This window comes from Nocardioides anomalus (assembly GCF_011046535.1).
GTDB lineage: Bacteria > Actinomycetota > Actinomycetes > Propionibacteriales > Nocardioidaceae > Nocardioides > Nocardioides anomalus.
Map to the genome: position 1 here is coordinate 3,385,405 of NZ_CP049257.1, position 16,473 is coordinate 3,401,877.

Here is a 16,473-nt window from a genome sequence, read left to right on the forward strand (position 1 = left end):
GTGTCGTCCGACGCGGGTGCCCACACGTTGGGGCCGCACGTCGTCGGCCAGCGGGTCGTCGTCCGCCGGATCCTGCGCGGCGAGACCGGCCCCTCCGGCGGCCCGGCCCTCACCGACGTGCTCGGCACCTGCACCGCGTGGGGCGACGGCATCTGCGTCGTGGCCCGCGACTCCTCCGACGGCTCCCCGACCGACACCGTCACCATCGCCCTCGCCGACATCGTCTCCGGCAAGCCCGTCCCGCCGCGCCCCTCCCCGCGCCTGCGCGTCGACCCGGTCACCGCCCAGCACCGCGGCATGACGCTGTTCCCCGGCCTGGAGACCTCGCCCCTGGGCGCCTGGACGCTGCGCCGCTCCACGACGTACGCCGCGCGCCGGGCCAACTCAGTGCTGGCCATGACCGACCCCGGCCTGTCCGACGCGGAGGCGTACGCCGGGGTGGTCGACTTCTACACCGCCCACGGCGCCCGGCCGATCGCCGCGGTCCTGCGCGACACCGCGCCTGAGGCCCTGTTCCTGAGCCACGGCTGGGTCTCCGAGTCCGGTGACGCCGACACGGTCTTCGAGCTGGCGTCGGTGGCGGGTGTCGCCCGTGCGCTGCGGGGCGTCGACGCCGGCGGTGTCGAGCTCGACGAGGACGGCGACCTGGTCACCGCCCGCCTCGACACCCGGGCCAGCGGCGTCGCGGCCGTGGACGGCGACTGGGTCGGCTTCCGGTCCATCGCGGTGGACGCCGGTCACCGGCGCCAAGGGCTCGGCCTGGCGGTCATGGCGGCGCTGGTCGAGCGGTCCGCCGAGCGCGGCGCGGCCACGGCGTACCTGCAGGTCCTGGGCGACAACGACCCCGCGCTGGGGCTCTACGAGCGGCTGGGGTTCGTCGAGCACCACCGGTACCGGTACCTCGCGTCGCCGCTGTCCTGAGGGTGTTCTGAGCTGGCGGTGGGTTCTCTGCTTGCCCGTCGCCGTCTCTCCTGGTTGGCGTGATCAATTGCGTGCGGCCGCGCACTCACCAGCCCGACTCCCGCTGTCAAGGACGCTACGCGCCACTTCGTGGCGGACGGCGGCCTTCGGCGACAGGTCCGTCCTTGACAGCGGGACCCGGTCTGGCTGGTGAGGGCGCGCTGAGGGCGAGGCTGTGCCCCGCCCCACACAAGCGCGGCCGCCTTCGGCGACCACGCTGAGGTCGGCCTCCACGCACTTGTAACGCGCAGTTACGGATCTTCCGACCCGTTGTAACGGGTCGGAAGATCCGATAACTGCGCGTTACAAGTTCTCGGCGGCGCCGGCCGCGGCAACCCGCACCACACCCCCACCCACCCGTGAAGGCGGAGACGAGACGGTGCCGCCGCCAGACCAGGCCGCCTGTGGGCTGACCCGGCCCCCGCCGGGCCGGAGTTCGCCGTCGAAGGCTGAATCCGCGGCGTGGGGCACGCACACCGGACGTAATGGGGCTGGAAGCAGTCGCGTGCAACACGGCGTCGGTTGCCTTCGACGGTGAACACCGGATCCGGCGGGGGCCGGGTCAGTCCACAGGCGGCCGGACCCCAGAGCCGCACCACGAGACGAAGCACCCAGACCAAAACCACCTCGCCCACCACAGCACCCTCCCCCTACCCTGGAGACCCGGTGCGCGCGAGGCCTGACACCCCTCACAACACGTTCGCTCCGGGACCTCCAGAGGCCGGCCCCGTGCCGGCGAAGGTGTGGTGGCACCGCGACCTTGCCCCCGCCCACACCTCCAGGGCAGCCCCACTCCGGAGGTCAGATGAAGGTCCCACGCACCACCGCCCACGCCCTGCCCACGACCGCACCCGGGAGCCGGGTCCGCCTCCAGGGCTGGGTCCACCGCCGCCGCGAGCTGGCGACGGTCAGCTTCCTGGTCCTGCGCGACCGCACCGGGCTGGCCCAGGCCGTGTTCGCCCCGGGGACACCGCTGCCGCCCGAGGAGACGCCGGTCGAGGTGGTGGGCACGGCGACGGCCAACGCCCAGGCCCCGGGCGGCGTCGAGGTCACGTCGCCGGTGGTGACGGCGCTGGGCGACCCGGCGGACACGCCGGCGGTCGAGCTGTGGCGCCCGCGGCTCGACACCGGGCTGCCGACGCTGCTGGACCACGCGGCGACCACGTGGCGCCACCCGCGGCAGCGTGCCGTGTGGGAGCTCGCGGCGGCGTCGCTGCACGGGTTCCGGTCGACGCTGGACGCGTCCGGGTTCACCGAGGTGCACACCCCCAAGCTGGTGGAGTCCGCGACGGAGTCGGGGGCCAACGTGTTCGAGGTCGACTACTTCGGGCGGCCGGCGTACCTCGCCCAGAGCCCGCAGTTCTACAAGCAGGTGCTGGTCGGCGTCTTCGAGCGGGTCTACGAGGTCGGGCCGGTGTTCCGGGCCGAGCCGCACGACACGGTGCGGCACCTGGCGCAGTACGTCAGCCTGGACGTGGAGCTCGGGTTCGTCGAGGACCACGTCGAGGTCATCGCGTGCCTGCGGGACACGGTGGCCGGGATGGTCGAGGCGGTGCACGAGCGGGCCGGTCGCGCGGTGGAGCTGCTCGGCCTCGACGTGCCGGTGGTGCCGGAGGTGGTACCGACGCTGCACTTCCGCGAGGCGCTGGCGCTGATCGGTGCGCCGGAGGACGAGCCGGACCTGGCGCCGGAGCACGAGCGGGCGCTCGGGGCGTGGGGCCGCGAGGAGCACGGGAGCGACTTCGTGGTGGTGCACGGCTACCCCACGGCGCACCGGGCCTTCTACAGCCACCCCGACCCCGAGAACCCGCGGTGGTCGCGCTCCTTCGACCTGCTGTTCCGCGGCCTGGAGCTGGTGAGCGGGGCGCAGCGGCTGCACCGCTACGACGACTACGTGGCGGCGCTGGCCGCGCGGGGCTACCCGCTGGCGCCGTACGCGTCGTACGTCGAGGCCTTCCGGCGCGGCATCCCACCGCACGGCGGGTTCGCGATCGGGCTGGAGCGGTGGGTGGCGCGGCTGACGGGGGCGGCCAACATCCGCGAGGTCACGCTGTTCCCGCGCGACCTGCACCGACTGGCGCCGTAGGCGCGCTCAGCAGGCCGGGCGGGGCCTCTGCGGCCCAGGGCGTCCAGCCCCAGCCGGATGGCCACCGGGTCGGTGGGGATGAGCAGGTGCTCGGAGACGTCGGCCGGGCACAGGTCCTCGTGGGCGCAGGCCGGGCAGGCCACGCCGAAGACCGCCTGGGTGAGCGGGTTCCCGGGGCCGGTCGAGCAGCGCCTGCGAGAGCGGTTCGAGCAGGTGGCGGCGGACCGGGCCGGGGTCACCCCAGCCCGCGCAGCACCGCCACCCGGCCGTCGGAGCCCGAGCCCCAGCAGGCGCCGTCGGCGGTGCACTCGACGGCGTCCAGGCTGCCCCGGTCGACGCGCTTCCAGGTCACCGCGCCGTCGTACGACACGTCCGTGCCGGTCGGGCCGACCGCGACGACGCCCTGGGACGGCGAGCCGGTCTCGGCGGTGCGGGGCAGGAACGCGGCGCCGGAGCGGTAGCCGTGCAGGTCGCCACCGAGCTGCCAGGTGAGCCCGCGGTCCTCGGAGAACGCCGACGTGCGCTGGGTCTTGTCCGGCTTCTCGAAGTCGCCGCCGACCGCGACGAGGGTGCGCTGGTCGCGCACGGCGAGGGAGAAGATGCCGCCCGCGTCGCTGCGCACCACCGGGGTGTCGGTGACCGTCCAGGTGCGGCCCCGGTCGGCGGAGTGGTAGACCCGCGCGGCCGCGCCGCCCGAGGCGATCCAGGCGTCGCTCTTGCCGGCGGTCACCAGGCAGGTGCCGCTGGCCGCGAAGCCGAACTCACCGTCCAGCGCCGCCGGCATCCCGTCGCTCGGCCGCTTGGCCCACGTGCGCCCGCCGTCGTTGGTCACCAGGACCCGGAACTTCCCCTTCACCGGGTCGCTCATGGCCAGCCCGTGGCGGCGGTCCCAGAAGCTCAGGCAGTCGTAGAACGCGGCCTTGGACGGGTTCTGGAAGGTGCGCTGCCAGGTGCGCCCGCCGTTGCCGGTGCGGTAGATGCGCGAGTCGCCGCCCTCGCCGATCGACATGACCACGGCGTGCTGGTCGTCCCAGGCCTCGATGTCGCGGAACTCCAGGTCGCCGCTGTCGCCGCCCGGCGAGACGTCGCGCCAGTGCCGGCCGCCGTCGGTGGTGCGCAGCACCGTGCCCTCCGTGCCGCTGACCCACGCGACCTTGCTGCTCACCGGCGCCAGGCCGCGGAACTGGGCGTCGGACCCGGTGGGCCGGTCCACCCAGCGCACCCCTGCGGCGGCGGTGGCCCGGTCGGTCACGAGGGCGGCGAGCCCCCCGACGACCAGGGCGGTGACGAGCGCGGCCACCAGGGCGCGCGGCAGTGACGAGGTTCCCGAGATCATCTCGGCAACGTACTACCGCAGCACCCGGTAGCGCAGGTGCGAGACCTGCCGGTCCCCCGGCGGCGGCTCGTCGGGGACGTGGTGGGTCAGCACCAGGACCGGTACGCCGTCGTGGTGGTCCCCGCCCCAGCGGCCGGCCAGCTCGCAGGTCCGCCGGCCCGAGATGAACGCGCGAGCTCCGGCTCCCCCAGGGCGGCGTCCACGAGCCGGCGGACCAGCGAGAGGCTGCCCGCGCTCCGCAGGTCGGGCCCGTCGTAGCCGAGTAGCCCGGTGCGTGCTCACCCCGGGCGAACCCGTCGACGGAGACGAAGAGGTCGGCGCGCACGGTGGTCATGCGACGGCCGACCGGTCCCGGCGCCGGGACTCGTCGCTACTGCGCGGGCGGCAGCGTGGGTTGGCAGACGACGGCGGGCTCGGGCTGGTAGGTCGTGGTGACCGTGTCGATGCGGCTGCGGGCGGGGTCGGCCAGGTCGGTGAAGGTCCGGGCCAGGTCGACGCTGAAGCCGTCCGCGCCAGGGCTGGCCACGCACGTCGGCGTGACGTCGGTGACAGTGGTCCGCGCGACGGGGGCGTACGGCGCGCCGACGGTGACGCCGACCTCCCACTCCTTGGTCGACCAGGCGTCGACCACGACCTGCCCGTCGGCCACCCGCGCCGAGAGCAGCACGCCGCGGCCGGTGTCGTTGCGCATCACCAGGTCGGCGGTGCTGTCGACGTAGGCGTCGCGCCCGACCGGCAGGCCGGCGGCGTACGTCGGGGAGCCGGTGCGCGCGACGTCGGTGAGCCCGGCCAGGAAGCCGGCGTTCCAGGTGGCGGTGGCCAGTCGGCTGACCGAGCCGCTCACCTCGCCGGTGCGGCTGCGCAGGGAGAGGGTGTCGCCCGGCTTGAGCAGGGTGCCGTCGAGGCGGGCCGCGGCGGCTGTGAGCGCCGCTCCGGCCGAGGCCGGGACCGGGACGGCGAAGCTCGCGACCGGGGTGGTGACGCCGAGGGCCTGGGCGTCGGCGTCGGTGAACGTCGCCTCGGTCTCGCCCGCCGGGTCGACCGCGACGGTGCGGGCCGGACCCTGGGCGGTCACCGCGCCGAGGAAGGCCTTCGTCACGCCGGTCTCGTCGAAGGCCTGGCCCGCCTCCGCGGGCACGACGGTCGGGGTGCCGTCCTGGAGGCTGATCGAGGCGTCGACGGGCTCGACGTCGTGGGCGGTCGGGTCGACGAGCGCGGCCAGGGCGCCGGAGTCGACGTCGAGGGTCAGTGCGCCGCCCTGGCTGACGATGCTCAGCAGGTCGGCGTACTGCCGCGGCTGGAGCACCACCTGGGACCCGGCGAAGGTCAGGGTCACCGGTGCGGAGACCGCCGGGTTGGCCAGGGTCTGCACCGCGGACTCGAGCTCGGCGCCGTCGATGTCCGGGGCGACCAGGCGCAGCGGCAGCCGCGCCACGGTGTGGCCCTGGACGTAGGCCTGGACCAGCGCGGTCGCCGCCTGGTCGCGGTCGAGCTGCGCGCCGTCGCGCGGCTCGGTGAGGGCGACCGCACCACCGGCCAGCGAGATGCCGGCGTTGCGCGCGGGCTGGCCGGCCTGCTCGTCGAGGCGGTCGAAGAGGGCGTTCATCCGGCCGGCGTCGACCTTGACCACGGGCGTGGTGGCGTCGCCGCCGGAGTAGTACTGCCAGATCCGCCGCGGGTCCCAGCTGCGCTTGCCCACCACCTGGCGCACGGTGGCCACGGAGTCCACCGAGATGCCGGCCTCGGCCGGGGTCACCTGGGTGGTCACGGTGCCGACCTGGACGGTGATCGGCTGCTCGAGCTGGGGCCGGATGGCCGAGGCGAGCGTGGCCGAGGCGGCGTACCGGTCACGACCGCCGATGTCCACGCCGGCCACGTGGGTGCCGAGCGGGACCTTGCCGGTGGCGCCGGCGTACGCCGCGACCCAGCCGCCCGCCACGACCACCGCGACGGCCAGCACGATGGCCAGGACGGCCCAGCCGCCCTCGCGCTCGTGCCCGACACCGCGCCGTCGCACTCGCCTCACGGGTGCACTGTAGGAACTTCCGTCACTCGAGTGTGGGAGTTCCGCCGGCCGGCCGGTGAAACTCACGCCGGCCCGGGCGGGGCAGCGTGGCGATGGCCAGCAGCAGGACGACCAATGCGAGAACCAGGACGCCGTAGCCGGACGCCGTCGAGGCCACCAGGTAGTCGCCGGCTCCCCGCGGCACGGCGCCCAGGCCGACGACCACGTCGAAGGCCAGCGCGAACACCAATCGCGTGGCCCAGCCGCGCGGGACGGCGAGCTCCGCGCTCAGGGTCGCGAGGACGGCGAGCAGCAGACCCCACCACAGCTGGTAGAGCGCGACCGTGGCCACCGCGCAGGCGGCGCCGACCAGGACCGCGACCGGCAGCAGGGCGACCCGCGCCCGCGCCACCCTGACTAGTCCTCCAGGCCGGCGAACAGGTCGGACTCGAGCCCATCGGGGCCGAGCGGCCCGCGCCGGCCCGCGGCGATGCGGAAGAACTCGACGGCCCAGGTCTGGCTGCCCTCGTTGTTGGACAGCGCGAAGAAGCCGCCCTCGAGCTGCACCTGGGTCGGGTAGGAGCGCAGGGCGTCCATCTTCTGGTCGAGGTAGGCCGAGCCGTCCACCGCGGCGGAGAGGTTCTCGTCGGCGGTGACGAACGGCGGCAGCGGGCCGTCTGGGTCCATGCCCTCGAACGACGTGGTGTCGCCCGCCGCGCGCAGCGCACGCAGGCTGGCGCGCATCCGGCTCTCCGACATGGCCGACCAGTAGATCTTGCCGATCTGCCACGGCTCGCCCAGGTCGAGGGCGTACGACGGCACCGCGGCCAGCTGGGCGGCGTACATCGCGACCCGGTGGGCCTGGATGTGGTCGGGGTGGCCGTAGCCGCCGAACTGGTCGTAGGTGACCAGGACCTGGGGCTGGACCTCGCGGATGATCCGCACCAGGTGGTCGGCCGCCTCGGTCAGGTCGGCGCGCCAGAAGGCGTTGTCGTGGATGGTGTCGGCCGGGATCGCATAGCCGTCGGCGTGCCACTGCATCCCGGAGTCGCGGTAGGTCCCGAAGCCCCCCAGCCACCGGTGGTCGGTGACCCCCAGCACCCCCATCGCGTCGGCGATCTCGCCCTTGCGGTGCTCGCCGAGCCGGTCCTCCCGGTCGGCGGCGAGGTGCTCGAGCTCGGGCACCAGGACCTCGCCCATCTCACCAGCCGTGCACGTCACCAGCGTCACCCCGCGCCCCTCGGCGACGTAGCGCGCCATGGTCGCCCCGGTGCCGATGGTCTCGTCGTCGGGGTGGGCGTGCACGAGCAGGAGTCGCTGCGCGGGTCGACCCGCGTGGTCCGTCACGTCTCGAGCGTAGTGAGCACCGCCGACAGCTCGCTCAGGAAGGGTCGGTCGCCGTCGAGCCAGTCCACGTCGTCGAGCTCGCCCGCGGCCAGCCAGCGCAGCCGGTCGTGCTCGGTCGGGGTCGGCTCACCGTGCTCGAGGACACAGAGCGCCACCCGGAGCACGTACGCCCCGATCGGCTGCTCGCCCGCCAGCCACCGGTCGAGGCGGACCGTGACGCCGAGCTCCTCCCCGATCTCACGGACCAGCGCCTGCTCCAGCGTCTCGCCGGGGTCGACCTTGCCGCCGGGGAACTCCCAGCGGCCGGCGGCGCTGGCGGGCGCCGTGCGACGCGCCGCGAGGACCCGACCGGCGCGCACGACGGCGGCGCCGACGACCAGCTGCAGCTGCATCCCTAGATTGTGAGGGTGACGACCGGACCGCTCGGACCGCACCTGGTGCGCACCGACGAGAACGTCGACGAGATCGACGCCCTGGCCGCGCGCCTCGGCGGGCGGGCCGGGCTGGCGGCTGTGCTGGGCGACCTCAACCGGCGGGCGCGGCGCACGTGGGCGCCCGGGCTCGCCGTACGCCGCGCGCTGACGTGGGACCGCGCCGACCGCCGCGACCCGGACTGGTGGCCCCAGGGCGTGTCGACGTCGACCGACACCGAGGCGCCGGCACCGACGCTGGTCGTGTCGTGGTACGCCCAGCACGGCCAGGGCTCGCGGCTGACGTTCATCGACCTGCGGACCCGGCGCTACCGGCACGTGCTGCTGGTCCGGCCGGTCGTCGAGGACGGGGTGGCCGGGATCGCCCCGCTCAAGGTGCACGCCGGCGGACTGGTGTGGCACGGGCCCTACGTGCACGTGGCCGCCACCGCTCGCGGCGTCTACACCTGCCGCGTCGACGACGTCCTGCGGGTGCCGTCCACCGGGCTGGTGGAGTCCTTCGGCCACCGCTACGTGCTGCCGGTGCGGTTCGGCTACCGCGCCGTGACCGACGAGGGCTCGCCGGCGCTGCGCTACTCCTTCCTCTCCCTCGACCGCAGCCGAACCCCACCGGAGCTGGTCGTGGGCGAGTACGGCAACCGCCGCCAGACCCGCCGGCTGGCCCGCTTCCCCCGTCGACCCGACCACGATGTTCCTGGCCGAGGAGTCGGGCGTCTCCCGCCCGCTCGCGCTCGACGAGGGCGGGGTGGTCCGCGCGCAGGGCGCCGCGATCGCCGAGGGCCGCTGGTACGTCACGGCCTCGCACGGCCCGCGCATGCCCGGCTCGGTGTACGTCGGCGAGCCCGGCGCCTTCCGCGAGCACCGGTGGGCGGCGCCGATGGGCCCGGAGGACATCGCCTGGGACGCCGACACCGACCTGCTGTGGTCGGTGACCGAGCACCCGCGCCGACGCTGGGTCTACGCGATGCCGCGCTCGTACTTCGACTAGAGCGGACGCGGCACCAGCGCGAGCTGCCGGGACTGGCAGACCAGGCGGCCGGCGCTGTCCCAGATCTCGCAGTCCTCCTCGAAGAGGCCGGCGGCGAGGTTGCGGGTCTCGTGGCGCACCTTGAGCCAGCCCGGCGCCGGGTGCGCGCGCACGTGCACGGTCAGCTCCAGGGTCGGCGCCCAGCCGGGCATGCCCAGGTCGAAGGTCACCGGTGGCAGCACGTCGCAGACGGTGAGCAGCGAGAGCGCGTCGGGCTCGCGGCCGTCGGGGAAGCGGAACCACCCGGCGATCACGCCGGTCATCCCGGGCTCGCCCTGCCCCCACGCGGCGTGCGCGGGGTCGAGCCGCAGGTCGAGGCGGTCCAGCATCCGCACGAAGGCCCGGACCTCGTCGGGGGCGTCGGCCGAGGCGGTGCAGTCCTCGGGCGCGGGCAGCGTGGGCTCGACCGCCGTGGTGCGGACCTCCGGCGCCCGCTCGGCGAAGCGGGCCAGGTCGCCGACGGTGGCCAGCGCGCTGATCCGCGTCGTCCCGTCCTGGACCAGGTCGACGGCGGCCGTGGCCACCGACCCGCCCTCGCGGCGCACGTCGACCGTGACCGTGGCCGGGCCGGGTGTGGACGGCGAGACGTAGTGCGCGCTCACCGCGACCGGGTCCGGCTTGCCGGGCAGCGCCTCGCGCAGCGCGCGGCCCATGACGGCGAGCAGGTAGCCGCCGTTGACCCCGCCGCCGACCACCCAGCCCTCGGACAGCTCGGCGCGGTAGCCGCCCGCGCCGTCGGGCGTCACCGCGGTGTGGTCGTCGAACTCACTCATCCCAGGTGTGGGCTTCCTGCTCGAAGCGCTCGCCGGTCTGCACCGGGACCACGCAGAAGAGCAGGCCGCCCGGGTCCTCCAGGACGGTGTAGCCCTCGCGCTCGTCGACCACCCGGGCCCCCAGGGCGACCACCCGGGCGACCTCGGCGGCCACGTCGTCGCTCTCGATGTCGAGGTGCAGGCGTGCCGGGGTGCCGGCGCCGAGCCGCTGGGCGTCGAACGACACCGGTCCGAGGGTGCCGAGCGAGCGGTACTCGTCGTCCCCGCTCGGCGTCACCCCCTGCACGCCGGCCCAGAACGCGAGCGCGCGGTCCCAGTCCTCCTCGGGGTGGTCGATGAGCACGAGGCCGATGCGGGAGCGGTGCACCCCGGCACCGTACTGACTGTCCTCGCGCCTTCGTGAGGGTCCTCTCACCGATGCCCGATGGGGCATCTCGCCGCCTACCCTTGACCAGGCGATGATCACGTTCGGGACTGATGAGCACGAGCGGTCCCTGGCCGCCTTCTGGGACGCCTACGTCGACGCCGGCCGGCCAGGCGCGCGGTACGCCGTGCGGCACCGCCGCGCGGTGCGCGACGCCGTGCGCGCGGTGCGCGGCCTGCCGGCGCTGGACGCCGCGCCCACTGACGCCCCGGGCGGCCGCGCGGTGCGCCGGGTGCTCGACGCGCGGGTCTCCTACGGCGTCCCGGCCCGGCTACTCGGCACCGCGGTCCTCGAGGTCCCGGCCGACCCGGAGGACTACACGACCGGTCGCCGCGCCCAGACCCTGCGCCGCAAGATCCGCGCCGCCGAGGGCCGCGGCCTCAAGCCGCGTCCCGTCGAGGACCCGGCCGAGCGCCGCGCACTGGTTGCCGCGGCCGACCGGGCCGAGCGGACGCACGCCGACGCGTCGTACCGCGTCCCCGACCCGGACAACGACGACCTGCTCCAGCACGACGTGTGGCTGACCGTCGACGGCCCCGACGGCCAGCCGCTGCTCCTCGCGGTGGCGCCCCGGGACGGGGCGTTCGCGACGCTGCGCTACTTCCGCACGCTCGGGTGGAGCGACGCCCACAGCGACGCGCGCTACCTGGCCACGGCCGCCCTGGTCACCGAGCTGTCGCGCCTCGGTGTGCGCTACCTGATCGACACCGCGACGCCGCCCGAGCAGACCAACGGGCTGCGCGCCTTCCAGCGCATGGTCGGGTTCCGGTACGCGCGGATCCGGCTGCGGCGCCGGGCCTGACTATTCGTAGACGCGTACCCAGTCGACGACCAGCTCCTGCGGGAAGGTCAGGCTGTCGGGCACCTCGCCGCCCAGCACGCCGCCGATCGCGAGGTTGAGGATCAGGTAGTAGGGCCGGTCGAAGGCCCAGTGCCCGACGTCCTCGACCTCGTCCTTGGTGACGCTGCCGTACTCCTCGCCGTCGATGAACCACTGCACCTCGTCGCCGTCCCACTGCACGGCGTAGGTGTGCATGTCCGCGCTCAGCAGCGTGTCGCTGTCGTGGTCGGCCTGCAGGAACCAGTGCTTGCCCTCGTCGTCGGCCCCGTGCACGGTGCCGATCACGTGGTTGCGGTCGCGCCCGACGTACTCCATCGCGTCGATCTCGCCGACCTCCGGCCACTCGACGCCCTTCTCCTGGCCGAGGGCCCAGAACGCCGGCCAGGTGCCGACGCCGGGCGGCATCTTGGCCCGGATCTCGAACCGCGCGTGCTCGAAGGTCTTGATCCCCCGCGTGGTCAGCCGCGCCGAGGTGATGAACCGGTACCACCCGTCCGCGCAGTTCCCGGCCTGCTTGATCGCCGAGATGACGAGGTAGCCGTTGCCGTCGGTGTGCGCGTTGTCCGAGGAGTTGGTGTAGCACTGCTTCTCGTCGTCGGTGGCGTCCGCGAACTGCTCGAGCTCCCACTTCTTCGGGTCCGGGAGCGCCCCGTTGGGCCCGTCGAAGTCGTCGCTCCAGACGAGCGTGCGCTCGTGCTCACCGTCGCTGCACGCGGTCAGCCCCGCCGCCACCAGCACGGCCACCAGACCCGCCACCACGGGCCTGAGCACCCTCCCCCGCACCGCTCCCCCTCGCGCTCGCGGTCGTCCACCACGACCGCGCACAGCGTAGGCGGGCTCCTCAACTCACCGTGTGGGTTCTTGGTGCTTGCCGTCCTGTCGCTGCCTGCCTCGGCACTTCTTGATGTTCGGGTGATCAATTGCGTGCGGCCGCGCGCTTACCAGCCCGACTCCCGCTGTCAAGGACGCTTCGCGCCACTTCGTGGCGAACGGCGGGGCCTTCGGCCCAGGGGTTCGTCCTTGACAGCGGGACCCGGTCTGGCTGGGTGGGCGCGCTCAAGGGCGAGGCTGCGCCCCGCCCCACACAAGCGCGGCCGCCAAGGCGGCCACGCTGCGGTCCCCATCTGCGAACAACAGCACCTGCCCCCACCCCACCCGTGAAGGCGGAGGCGACGGTGACGCCGGACCCTGGCCGCCTGTGGGCTGACCCGGCCACCGACGGGCCGGCGGCCTGGCACCGGAGGCTAAATCCGCGGCGTGGGGCACGCACACCGGGCGTAATGGGGCTGGGAGCAGTCGCGTGCAACACGGCGTCGGTTGGCTCCGGCGCCAGGTCCCGGTCCGGCGGAGGCTGGGTCAGCCCACAGGTGGACAGCCCACGAGAGCGGTACCAGGAGAAGCAGCACCCAGACCCCAAGCCCTACAGCGAAAGCAACCCTTCACGCTCTTCGAGCGCCGAGGTGAGGAGCGCGACGAGCGCCTCGAGCTGGATGTCGACCGAAGACCCGACCTCGTCGTCCGACCCATCGAGCGCCCGGGCCGCGAGCCCCGCCTTGGAGTCGATCAGCTCGGCGATCTTGGTGTCGATGGTCTGGCTGGCGATGATCCGCCAGGCGGTGACCGGCTCGGCCTGGCCGATGCGGTGGACCCGGTCGATGGCCTGGGTCTGCTCGGCGTCGGTCCAGGACAGCTCGGCGAGCACGACGTTCGACGAGACCTGCAGGTTGATGCCCACACCGGCCGCCATGAGCGAGCACACGATGATCTGCACGTCGGGGTCCTGCTGGAAGGCCTCGATGTTGGCCTCGCGGCTCTTGGGCGTCTGGTCGCCGCGGATCTGGCTGTAGCGGATGCCGCGCTTGGCGAAGGTCTCGCCGGCGAGGTCCATGACGTCGACGTGCTTGGCGAAGAACACGACCTTGCCGACGCTGCGCGCGAGCTGTGCGGCGTAGTCGGCGGCGAGGCCGGCCTTGGCCTGGCCGATGCGGCGCAGCATGGTGAAGACGTTGTCGCCGTCGGGGTTGGCGGTGGTGCCGGTGTCCTCGCGCTCCCAGGTGGCGACGCGGCGTACGAGCTCGTGGTCGATGCCCTCGACGGGGGCGCCGCTGCGGCGGGTGGCGATGGCCATGTCGTAGCGCTCGAGCAGGTGCTGGGCCAGCTGTCGCTCGGCCTCGCGGATGGAGCGGCCGATGTCGTCGTCGAGCTCGACGGGGATGTCGGCGATGCGGCGGGCGGGGATGTCGGCGGCCACGTCGACCTTGCGGCGTCGCACGATGCCCATGTCGACGACGGCGGTGCGGGCGGCGGGGTAGAACGGCGGGTCGGCCGGGGTGAGACCGGTCTCCTCGAGCTTGTCCATCAGCGGGGACAGTGGCTTCTTGTCGTCGATCCACCCCAGGAACTCCCAGATGGCCTGGAAGTCCTCGATGTCGTTGATCAGCGGGGTGCCGGTGAGCGCCATGAGCAGCGGCCGGGCCCGGCGGGCTCGGATGCGCTCGGAGAGGTTGAGGACGTTCTGGCTGCGCTGGGACTGCTTGTTCTTGATGAAGTGCGCCTCGTCGACGACCATCCCGCGGAAGCCGAAGTCGCCGAGCCAGCCGACGTGGCGGTCGAGGATCTCGTAGTTGACGACCACGATGTCGGCGAAGCCGTCGACGTCCTCGCCGTCGCCGTGGATGACGGTGACCGGCCGGTTCGGCACCCAGATGCCGGCCTCGCGCGCCCAGTTGGTCTTCACCACGTTGGGCACGACGGCCAGGAGCGGGAACGCGTCGGCGGCCTGCGCGGCGAGCAGCGCCTGCGCGGTCTTGCCGAGGCCGGGCTCGTCGGCCAGCAGGTAGGTGCGGTGGCCGTCGGCGGCGGAGTGGACCAGCTGCGCCTGGTGGCGCATCAGCTCGAGGCCGTCGGGCACGCGGGTGCCGTTGGGCTCGGGCAGCGGCATGCAGGCGGCGCCGCCGTTGTACTCGAAGGAGCGGAACAGCGGGCCGAGCAGCTCCCACGAGGCCAGGCGGCGCGCCCTGGGGCGGTGCTCGTCGGCGGCGGAGAAGTCCGGGACCAGGAAGGGGTTGGACAGGAGCCGCTGCTTGACCGAGGTGGGCACGACGCGGCGCTCGTGGCCGGTGAGCGCCGCGGCGGCCTCGGGCTCGGGCTCCGGCTCGACCTCGGCCTCCATGCCGGCGGAGGCGATCATCTCGCGGCGCAGCTCCTTGGCGGCGTCGGAGACCTTGGCGTCCTCGGCCAGCAGCGCGAACAGCGTCGGGTCCGTGGCCGTGGTCTTGGCCAGGATCGTGGCCACGCCGTCGAGCCGCTTGAGCTGGTCGGCCTTCTTGGCCTCGGTCAGCTCGGTGTCGGCCTTGATGCGGGCGCGCTCCTCGCGCACCAGCAGGGCGATGACCTGGAACTTCGTGCGCGCGGACGGCGACACGGGCCCGCGTTGGGCCCGCGCCTCGACCTCGCGGACGGCGCGCGCGAGCACCGGGATGATGCCCTCGTTGTCGCCGTGCCGGCGTTGGTTGTTGCGCTGGTTGGCCTGCCGGTTACCCGACTGGCGCTGGCCTCGTCTGGCCAAGGAGCTCCCTTTCGACCGCCACGACCCCGTGGCTCTGCCGTACGCCGCACCGCCGTGCTCTGGGGCGACGAACCTCGCGGACAGGGGTCCTGGCTCGGCCCCCCGACGCGATCTGGCGCCTGACCGGCGCCGTACCGGTCGTGCGACGACCGGTGATGCGCAACCACTGTACCCCGACCGCCCGCGTGCTGTCCGAGGGTCCCGCGTGGGCGCCTAGACTGGGCTCACCCATGCGGGCGGGTCAACGGCGACGCACGCCCTCCACGCGGAGGCGGAGGCAGACCGGTGCACGCAGCGGACGGCTGGATCAGCGACGCGAGACTCCCCGACCACGGCGTGCGCCGGATCCTGGGCGTCGACGCCCGGCGGCAGCGCTGGCTCGACGTGGAGGCCGCGCTGGCGATGGCGCAGGCGGAGGTCGGCCTCGTCCCCCAGGAGTCGGCCGACGTCATCGCCGCGCACGCCCGCCTCGAGAAGCTGGACGTCTCCGCGCTGGACGCCGGCCAGGCCCGCACCGGGCACCTGATGATGCCGCTGGTCACCGAGCTCGCGCGTGCGTGCGGTGAGGAGCACGGCGGCTGGGTGCACTGGGGCGCGACCACGCAGAACATCCAGCAGACCGGTGACGTGTTGGGCGTCCGCGAGGCGCACGCGGTCCTGGTCGACCTGGTCCTCGACGTGCTCGACGCGTGCGCGGCGCTGGCCGAGGACCACGCGACCGTGGTGATGCCGGGGCGCACGCACGGGCAGCAGGCGGTGCCGATCACGTTCGGGTTCAAGGTGGCCGCCTGGGCCGACGCGATGCTGCGTCACCTGGAGCGTCTGGAGGGGCTGCGCGAGCGGATGTTCGTGGCCATGACCGGCGGCGCGACCGGCACCTTCGCGGCCATGGGGCAGGCCGGCCCGCACGTGCAGGAGCTGGTGGCGGCCCGGCTCGGGCTGGGCTCGATGGCGCTGCCGTCGCGCTCGATCGCGGACCCGTTCGGGGAGCTGGTCACGGTCATCGCGCTGATGTCGGCGACCGGGTCGACGATCGCCTACGAGGTCTCCCGGCTCAGCGCGGCCGAGGTCGGCGAGGTCCGCGAGAACCTCCCGCCCGACGACGTCGGCTCGACGACCATGCCGCAGAAGCGCAACGCCAAGCTGTGCCAGGACATGGTCACCATCGGCGCCCACCTCCGCTCGCTCACCGGGCTCGCGCTGGAGGCCGTCATCCACGCCGGCGAGGTCGACGGTGCGGCCTCGGCGATGATGGACGAGGCCGTCGAACAGTCGCTGATCCTGGCCGCCGACCAGCTGGTCCGGCTGGCCGCGGTGCTGAGCGAGCTCGAGGTGTTCCCCGACCGGATGCGGCGCAACCTCGACCTCACCGGCGGCGCGATCATGGCCGAGGCGCTGATGATGGCGCTGGCCGAGACCCTGGGCCGCCAGGACGCCCACGAGCTGGTGCACGAGGCCGCGATGCGCTCGGTGGACCACCAGGAGGACTTCGCCACCGTGGTGGCCCAGGACCCGCGGGTGACCGAGCGGCTCTCGCGCACCGAGATCATCACGCTGCTCGACCCGGCCAAGCACGTCGGGCTCAGCGCCGAGCTGGCCCGGGCCACCGCCCAGCGGGCCCGCGGTGCGGTGGCCGCGCGCCGGCCGATGGGACACTGACGTCCACTAGCCTGCC

Annotated in this window: 14 protein-coding genes; 5 read left to right on the forward strand and 9 right to left on the reverse strand. The window is 74.0% G+C overall.

Features of this window, described 5'->3' with window-relative positions; all coding sequences use genetic code 11:
* Together G5V58_RS17040 and aspS are read left to right on the forward strand one after the other, a co-directional pair.
* The gene (locus G5V58_RS17040; RefSeq protein WP_165235316.1) at positions 1-921 is read left to right on the forward strand and encodes a GNAT family N-acetyltransferase; all 921 of its coding nucleotides are present in this window, start codon (positions 1-3) and stop codon (positions 919-921) included.
* A gap of 844 nt (positions 922-1,765) precedes the next feature.
* Positions 1,766-3,046 (forward strand): aspartate--tRNA(Asn) ligase, encoded by a 1,281-nt coding sequence (gene aspS / locus G5V58_RS17045; protein WP_165235319.1) that lies wholly within the window; start codon positions 1,766-1,768, stop codon positions 3,044-3,046.
* Positions 3,047-3,281: 235 nt separating this feature from the next.
* Here aspS and G5V58_RS17050 read toward each other — a convergent pair whose 3' ends face one another.
* The 5 genes from G5V58_RS17050 to G5V58_RS17070 form a co-directional block, all read right to left on the reverse strand.
* Complete coding sequence (locus G5V58_RS17050) at positions 3,282-4,382, reverse strand: beta propeller repeat protein (RefSeq protein WP_230486701.1); 1,101 nt, start codon at positions 4,380-4,382, stop codon at positions 3,282-3,284.
* A gap of 370 nt (positions 4,383-4,752) precedes the next feature.
* Positions 4,753-6,408 (reverse strand): peptidoglycan binding domain-containing protein, encoded by a 1,656-nt coding sequence (locus G5V58_RS17055; protein ID WP_165235322.1) that lies wholly within the window; start codon positions 6,406-6,408, stop codon positions 4,753-4,755.
* 22 nt (positions 6,409-6,430) lie between these two features.
* The gene (locus tag G5V58_RS17060; protein WP_165235325.1) at positions 6,431-6,799 is read right to left on the reverse strand and encodes a hypothetical protein; all 369 of its coding nucleotides are present in this window, start codon (positions 6,797-6,799) and stop codon (positions 6,431-6,433) included.
* Positions 6,800-6,804: 5 nt separating this feature from the next.
* Positions 6,805-7,734, reverse strand: a complete 930-nt coding sequence (gene mshB / locus G5V58_RS17065) for an N-acetyl-1-D-myo-inositol-2-amino-2-deoxy-alpha-D-glucopyranoside deacetylase (RefSeq protein WP_165235328.1) — start codon at positions 7,732-7,734, stop codon at positions 6,805-6,807.
* A complete protein-coding gene (locus tag G5V58_RS17070; RefSeq protein WP_165235331.1) occupies positions 7,731-8,126 on the reverse strand; it encodes a (deoxy)nucleoside triphosphate pyrophosphohydrolase in 396 nt (131 codons plus the stop codon). The genes mshB and G5V58_RS17070 overlap by 4 nt, the downstream gene beginning before the upstream one ends.
* Before the next feature lie 727 nt (positions 8,127-8,853).
* On the opposite strand from G5V58_RS17070, the gene G5V58_RS17075 reads away from it, so the two are divergent.
* Complete coding sequence (locus tag G5V58_RS17075) at positions 8,854-9,153, forward strand: hypothetical protein (RefSeq protein ID WP_165235334.1); 300 nt, start codon at positions 8,854-8,856, stop codon at positions 9,151-9,153.
* On the opposite strand, the gene G5V58_RS17080 is transcribed toward G5V58_RS17075, so the two are convergent.
* The gene (locus G5V58_RS17080; RefSeq protein ID WP_165235337.1) at positions 9,150-9,965 is read right to left on the reverse strand and encodes a thioesterase family protein; all 816 of its coding nucleotides are present in this window, start codon (positions 9,963-9,965) and stop codon (positions 9,150-9,152) included. The genes G5V58_RS17075 and G5V58_RS17080 overlap by 4 nt on opposite strands.
* Entirely contained in the window at positions 9,958-10,332 is a 375-nt protein-coding gene (locus tag G5V58_RS17085; protein ID WP_230486702.1) for a VOC family protein, read from the reverse strand. Before G5V58_RS17085 ends, G5V58_RS17080 begins: the two co-directional genes overlap by 8 nt.
* 91 nt (positions 10,333-10,423) lie before the next feature.
* Here G5V58_RS17085 and G5V58_RS17090 point away from each other — a divergent pair, with 91 nt between their 5' ends.
* Positions 10,424-11,191: a hypothetical protein gene (locus G5V58_RS17090; protein WP_165235343.1), complete on the forward strand. Its 768-nt coding sequence runs from the start codon at positions 10,424-10,426 to the stop codon at positions 11,189-11,191.
* Here G5V58_RS17090 and G5V58_RS17095 read toward each other — a convergent pair whose 3' ends face one another.
* Together G5V58_RS17095 and G5V58_RS17100 are read right to left on the reverse strand one after the other, a co-directional pair.
* Positions 11,192-11,989: a glycoside hydrolase family 16 protein gene (locus G5V58_RS17095; protein ID WP_165235345.1), complete on the reverse strand. Its 798-nt coding sequence runs from the start codon at positions 11,987-11,989 to the stop codon at positions 11,192-11,194. It abuts the gene before it with no gap.
* A gap of 661 nt (positions 11,990-12,650) precedes the next feature.
* A complete protein-coding gene (locus G5V58_RS17100) occupies positions 12,651-14,798 on the reverse strand; it encodes a DEAD/DEAH box helicase (RefSeq protein WP_165235348.1) in 2,148 nt (715 codons plus the stop codon).
* A 285-nt stretch (positions 14,799-15,083) separates the two neighbouring features.
* On the opposite strand from G5V58_RS17100, the gene G5V58_RS17105 reads away from it, so the two are divergent.
* On the forward strand, positions 15,084-16,457 hold the full coding sequence (locus tag G5V58_RS17105) for a class-II fumarase/aspartase family protein (RefSeq protein ID WP_165235351.1): 1,374 nt from the start codon (positions 15,084-15,086) through the stop codon (positions 16,455-16,457).
* Positions 16,458-16,473: the final 16 nt, after the last annotated feature.

What these genes read in the sequence shown, in the direction of transcription:
- G5V58_RS17070 (WP_165235331.1), bottom strand. Translation starts at nt 8,126, where the DNA reads ATGCAGCTGCAGCTGGTCGTCGGCGCCGCCGTCGTGCGCGCCGGTCGG.
- G5V58_RS17090 (WP_165235343.1), top strand. Translation starts at nt 10,424, where the DNA reads ATGATCACGTTCGGGACTGATGAGCACGAGCGGTCCCTGGCCGCCTTC.
- G5V58_RS17080 (WP_165235337.1), bottom strand. Translation starts at nt 9,965, where the DNA reads ATGAGTGAGTTCGACGACCACACCGCGGTGACGCCCGACGGCGCGGGC.
- aspS (WP_165235319.1), top strand. Translation starts at nt 1,766, where the DNA reads ATGAAGGTCCCACGCACCACCGCCCACGCCCTGCCCACGACCGCACCC.
- G5V58_RS17075 (WP_165235334.1), top strand. Translation starts at nt 8,854, where the DNA reads ATGTTCCTGGCCGAGGAGTCGGGCGTCTCCCGCCCGCTCGCGCTCGAC.
- G5V58_RS17050 (WP_230486701.1), bottom strand. Translation starts at nt 4,382, where the DNA reads ATGATCTCGGGAACCTCGTCACTGCCGCGCGCCCTGGTGGCCGCGCTC.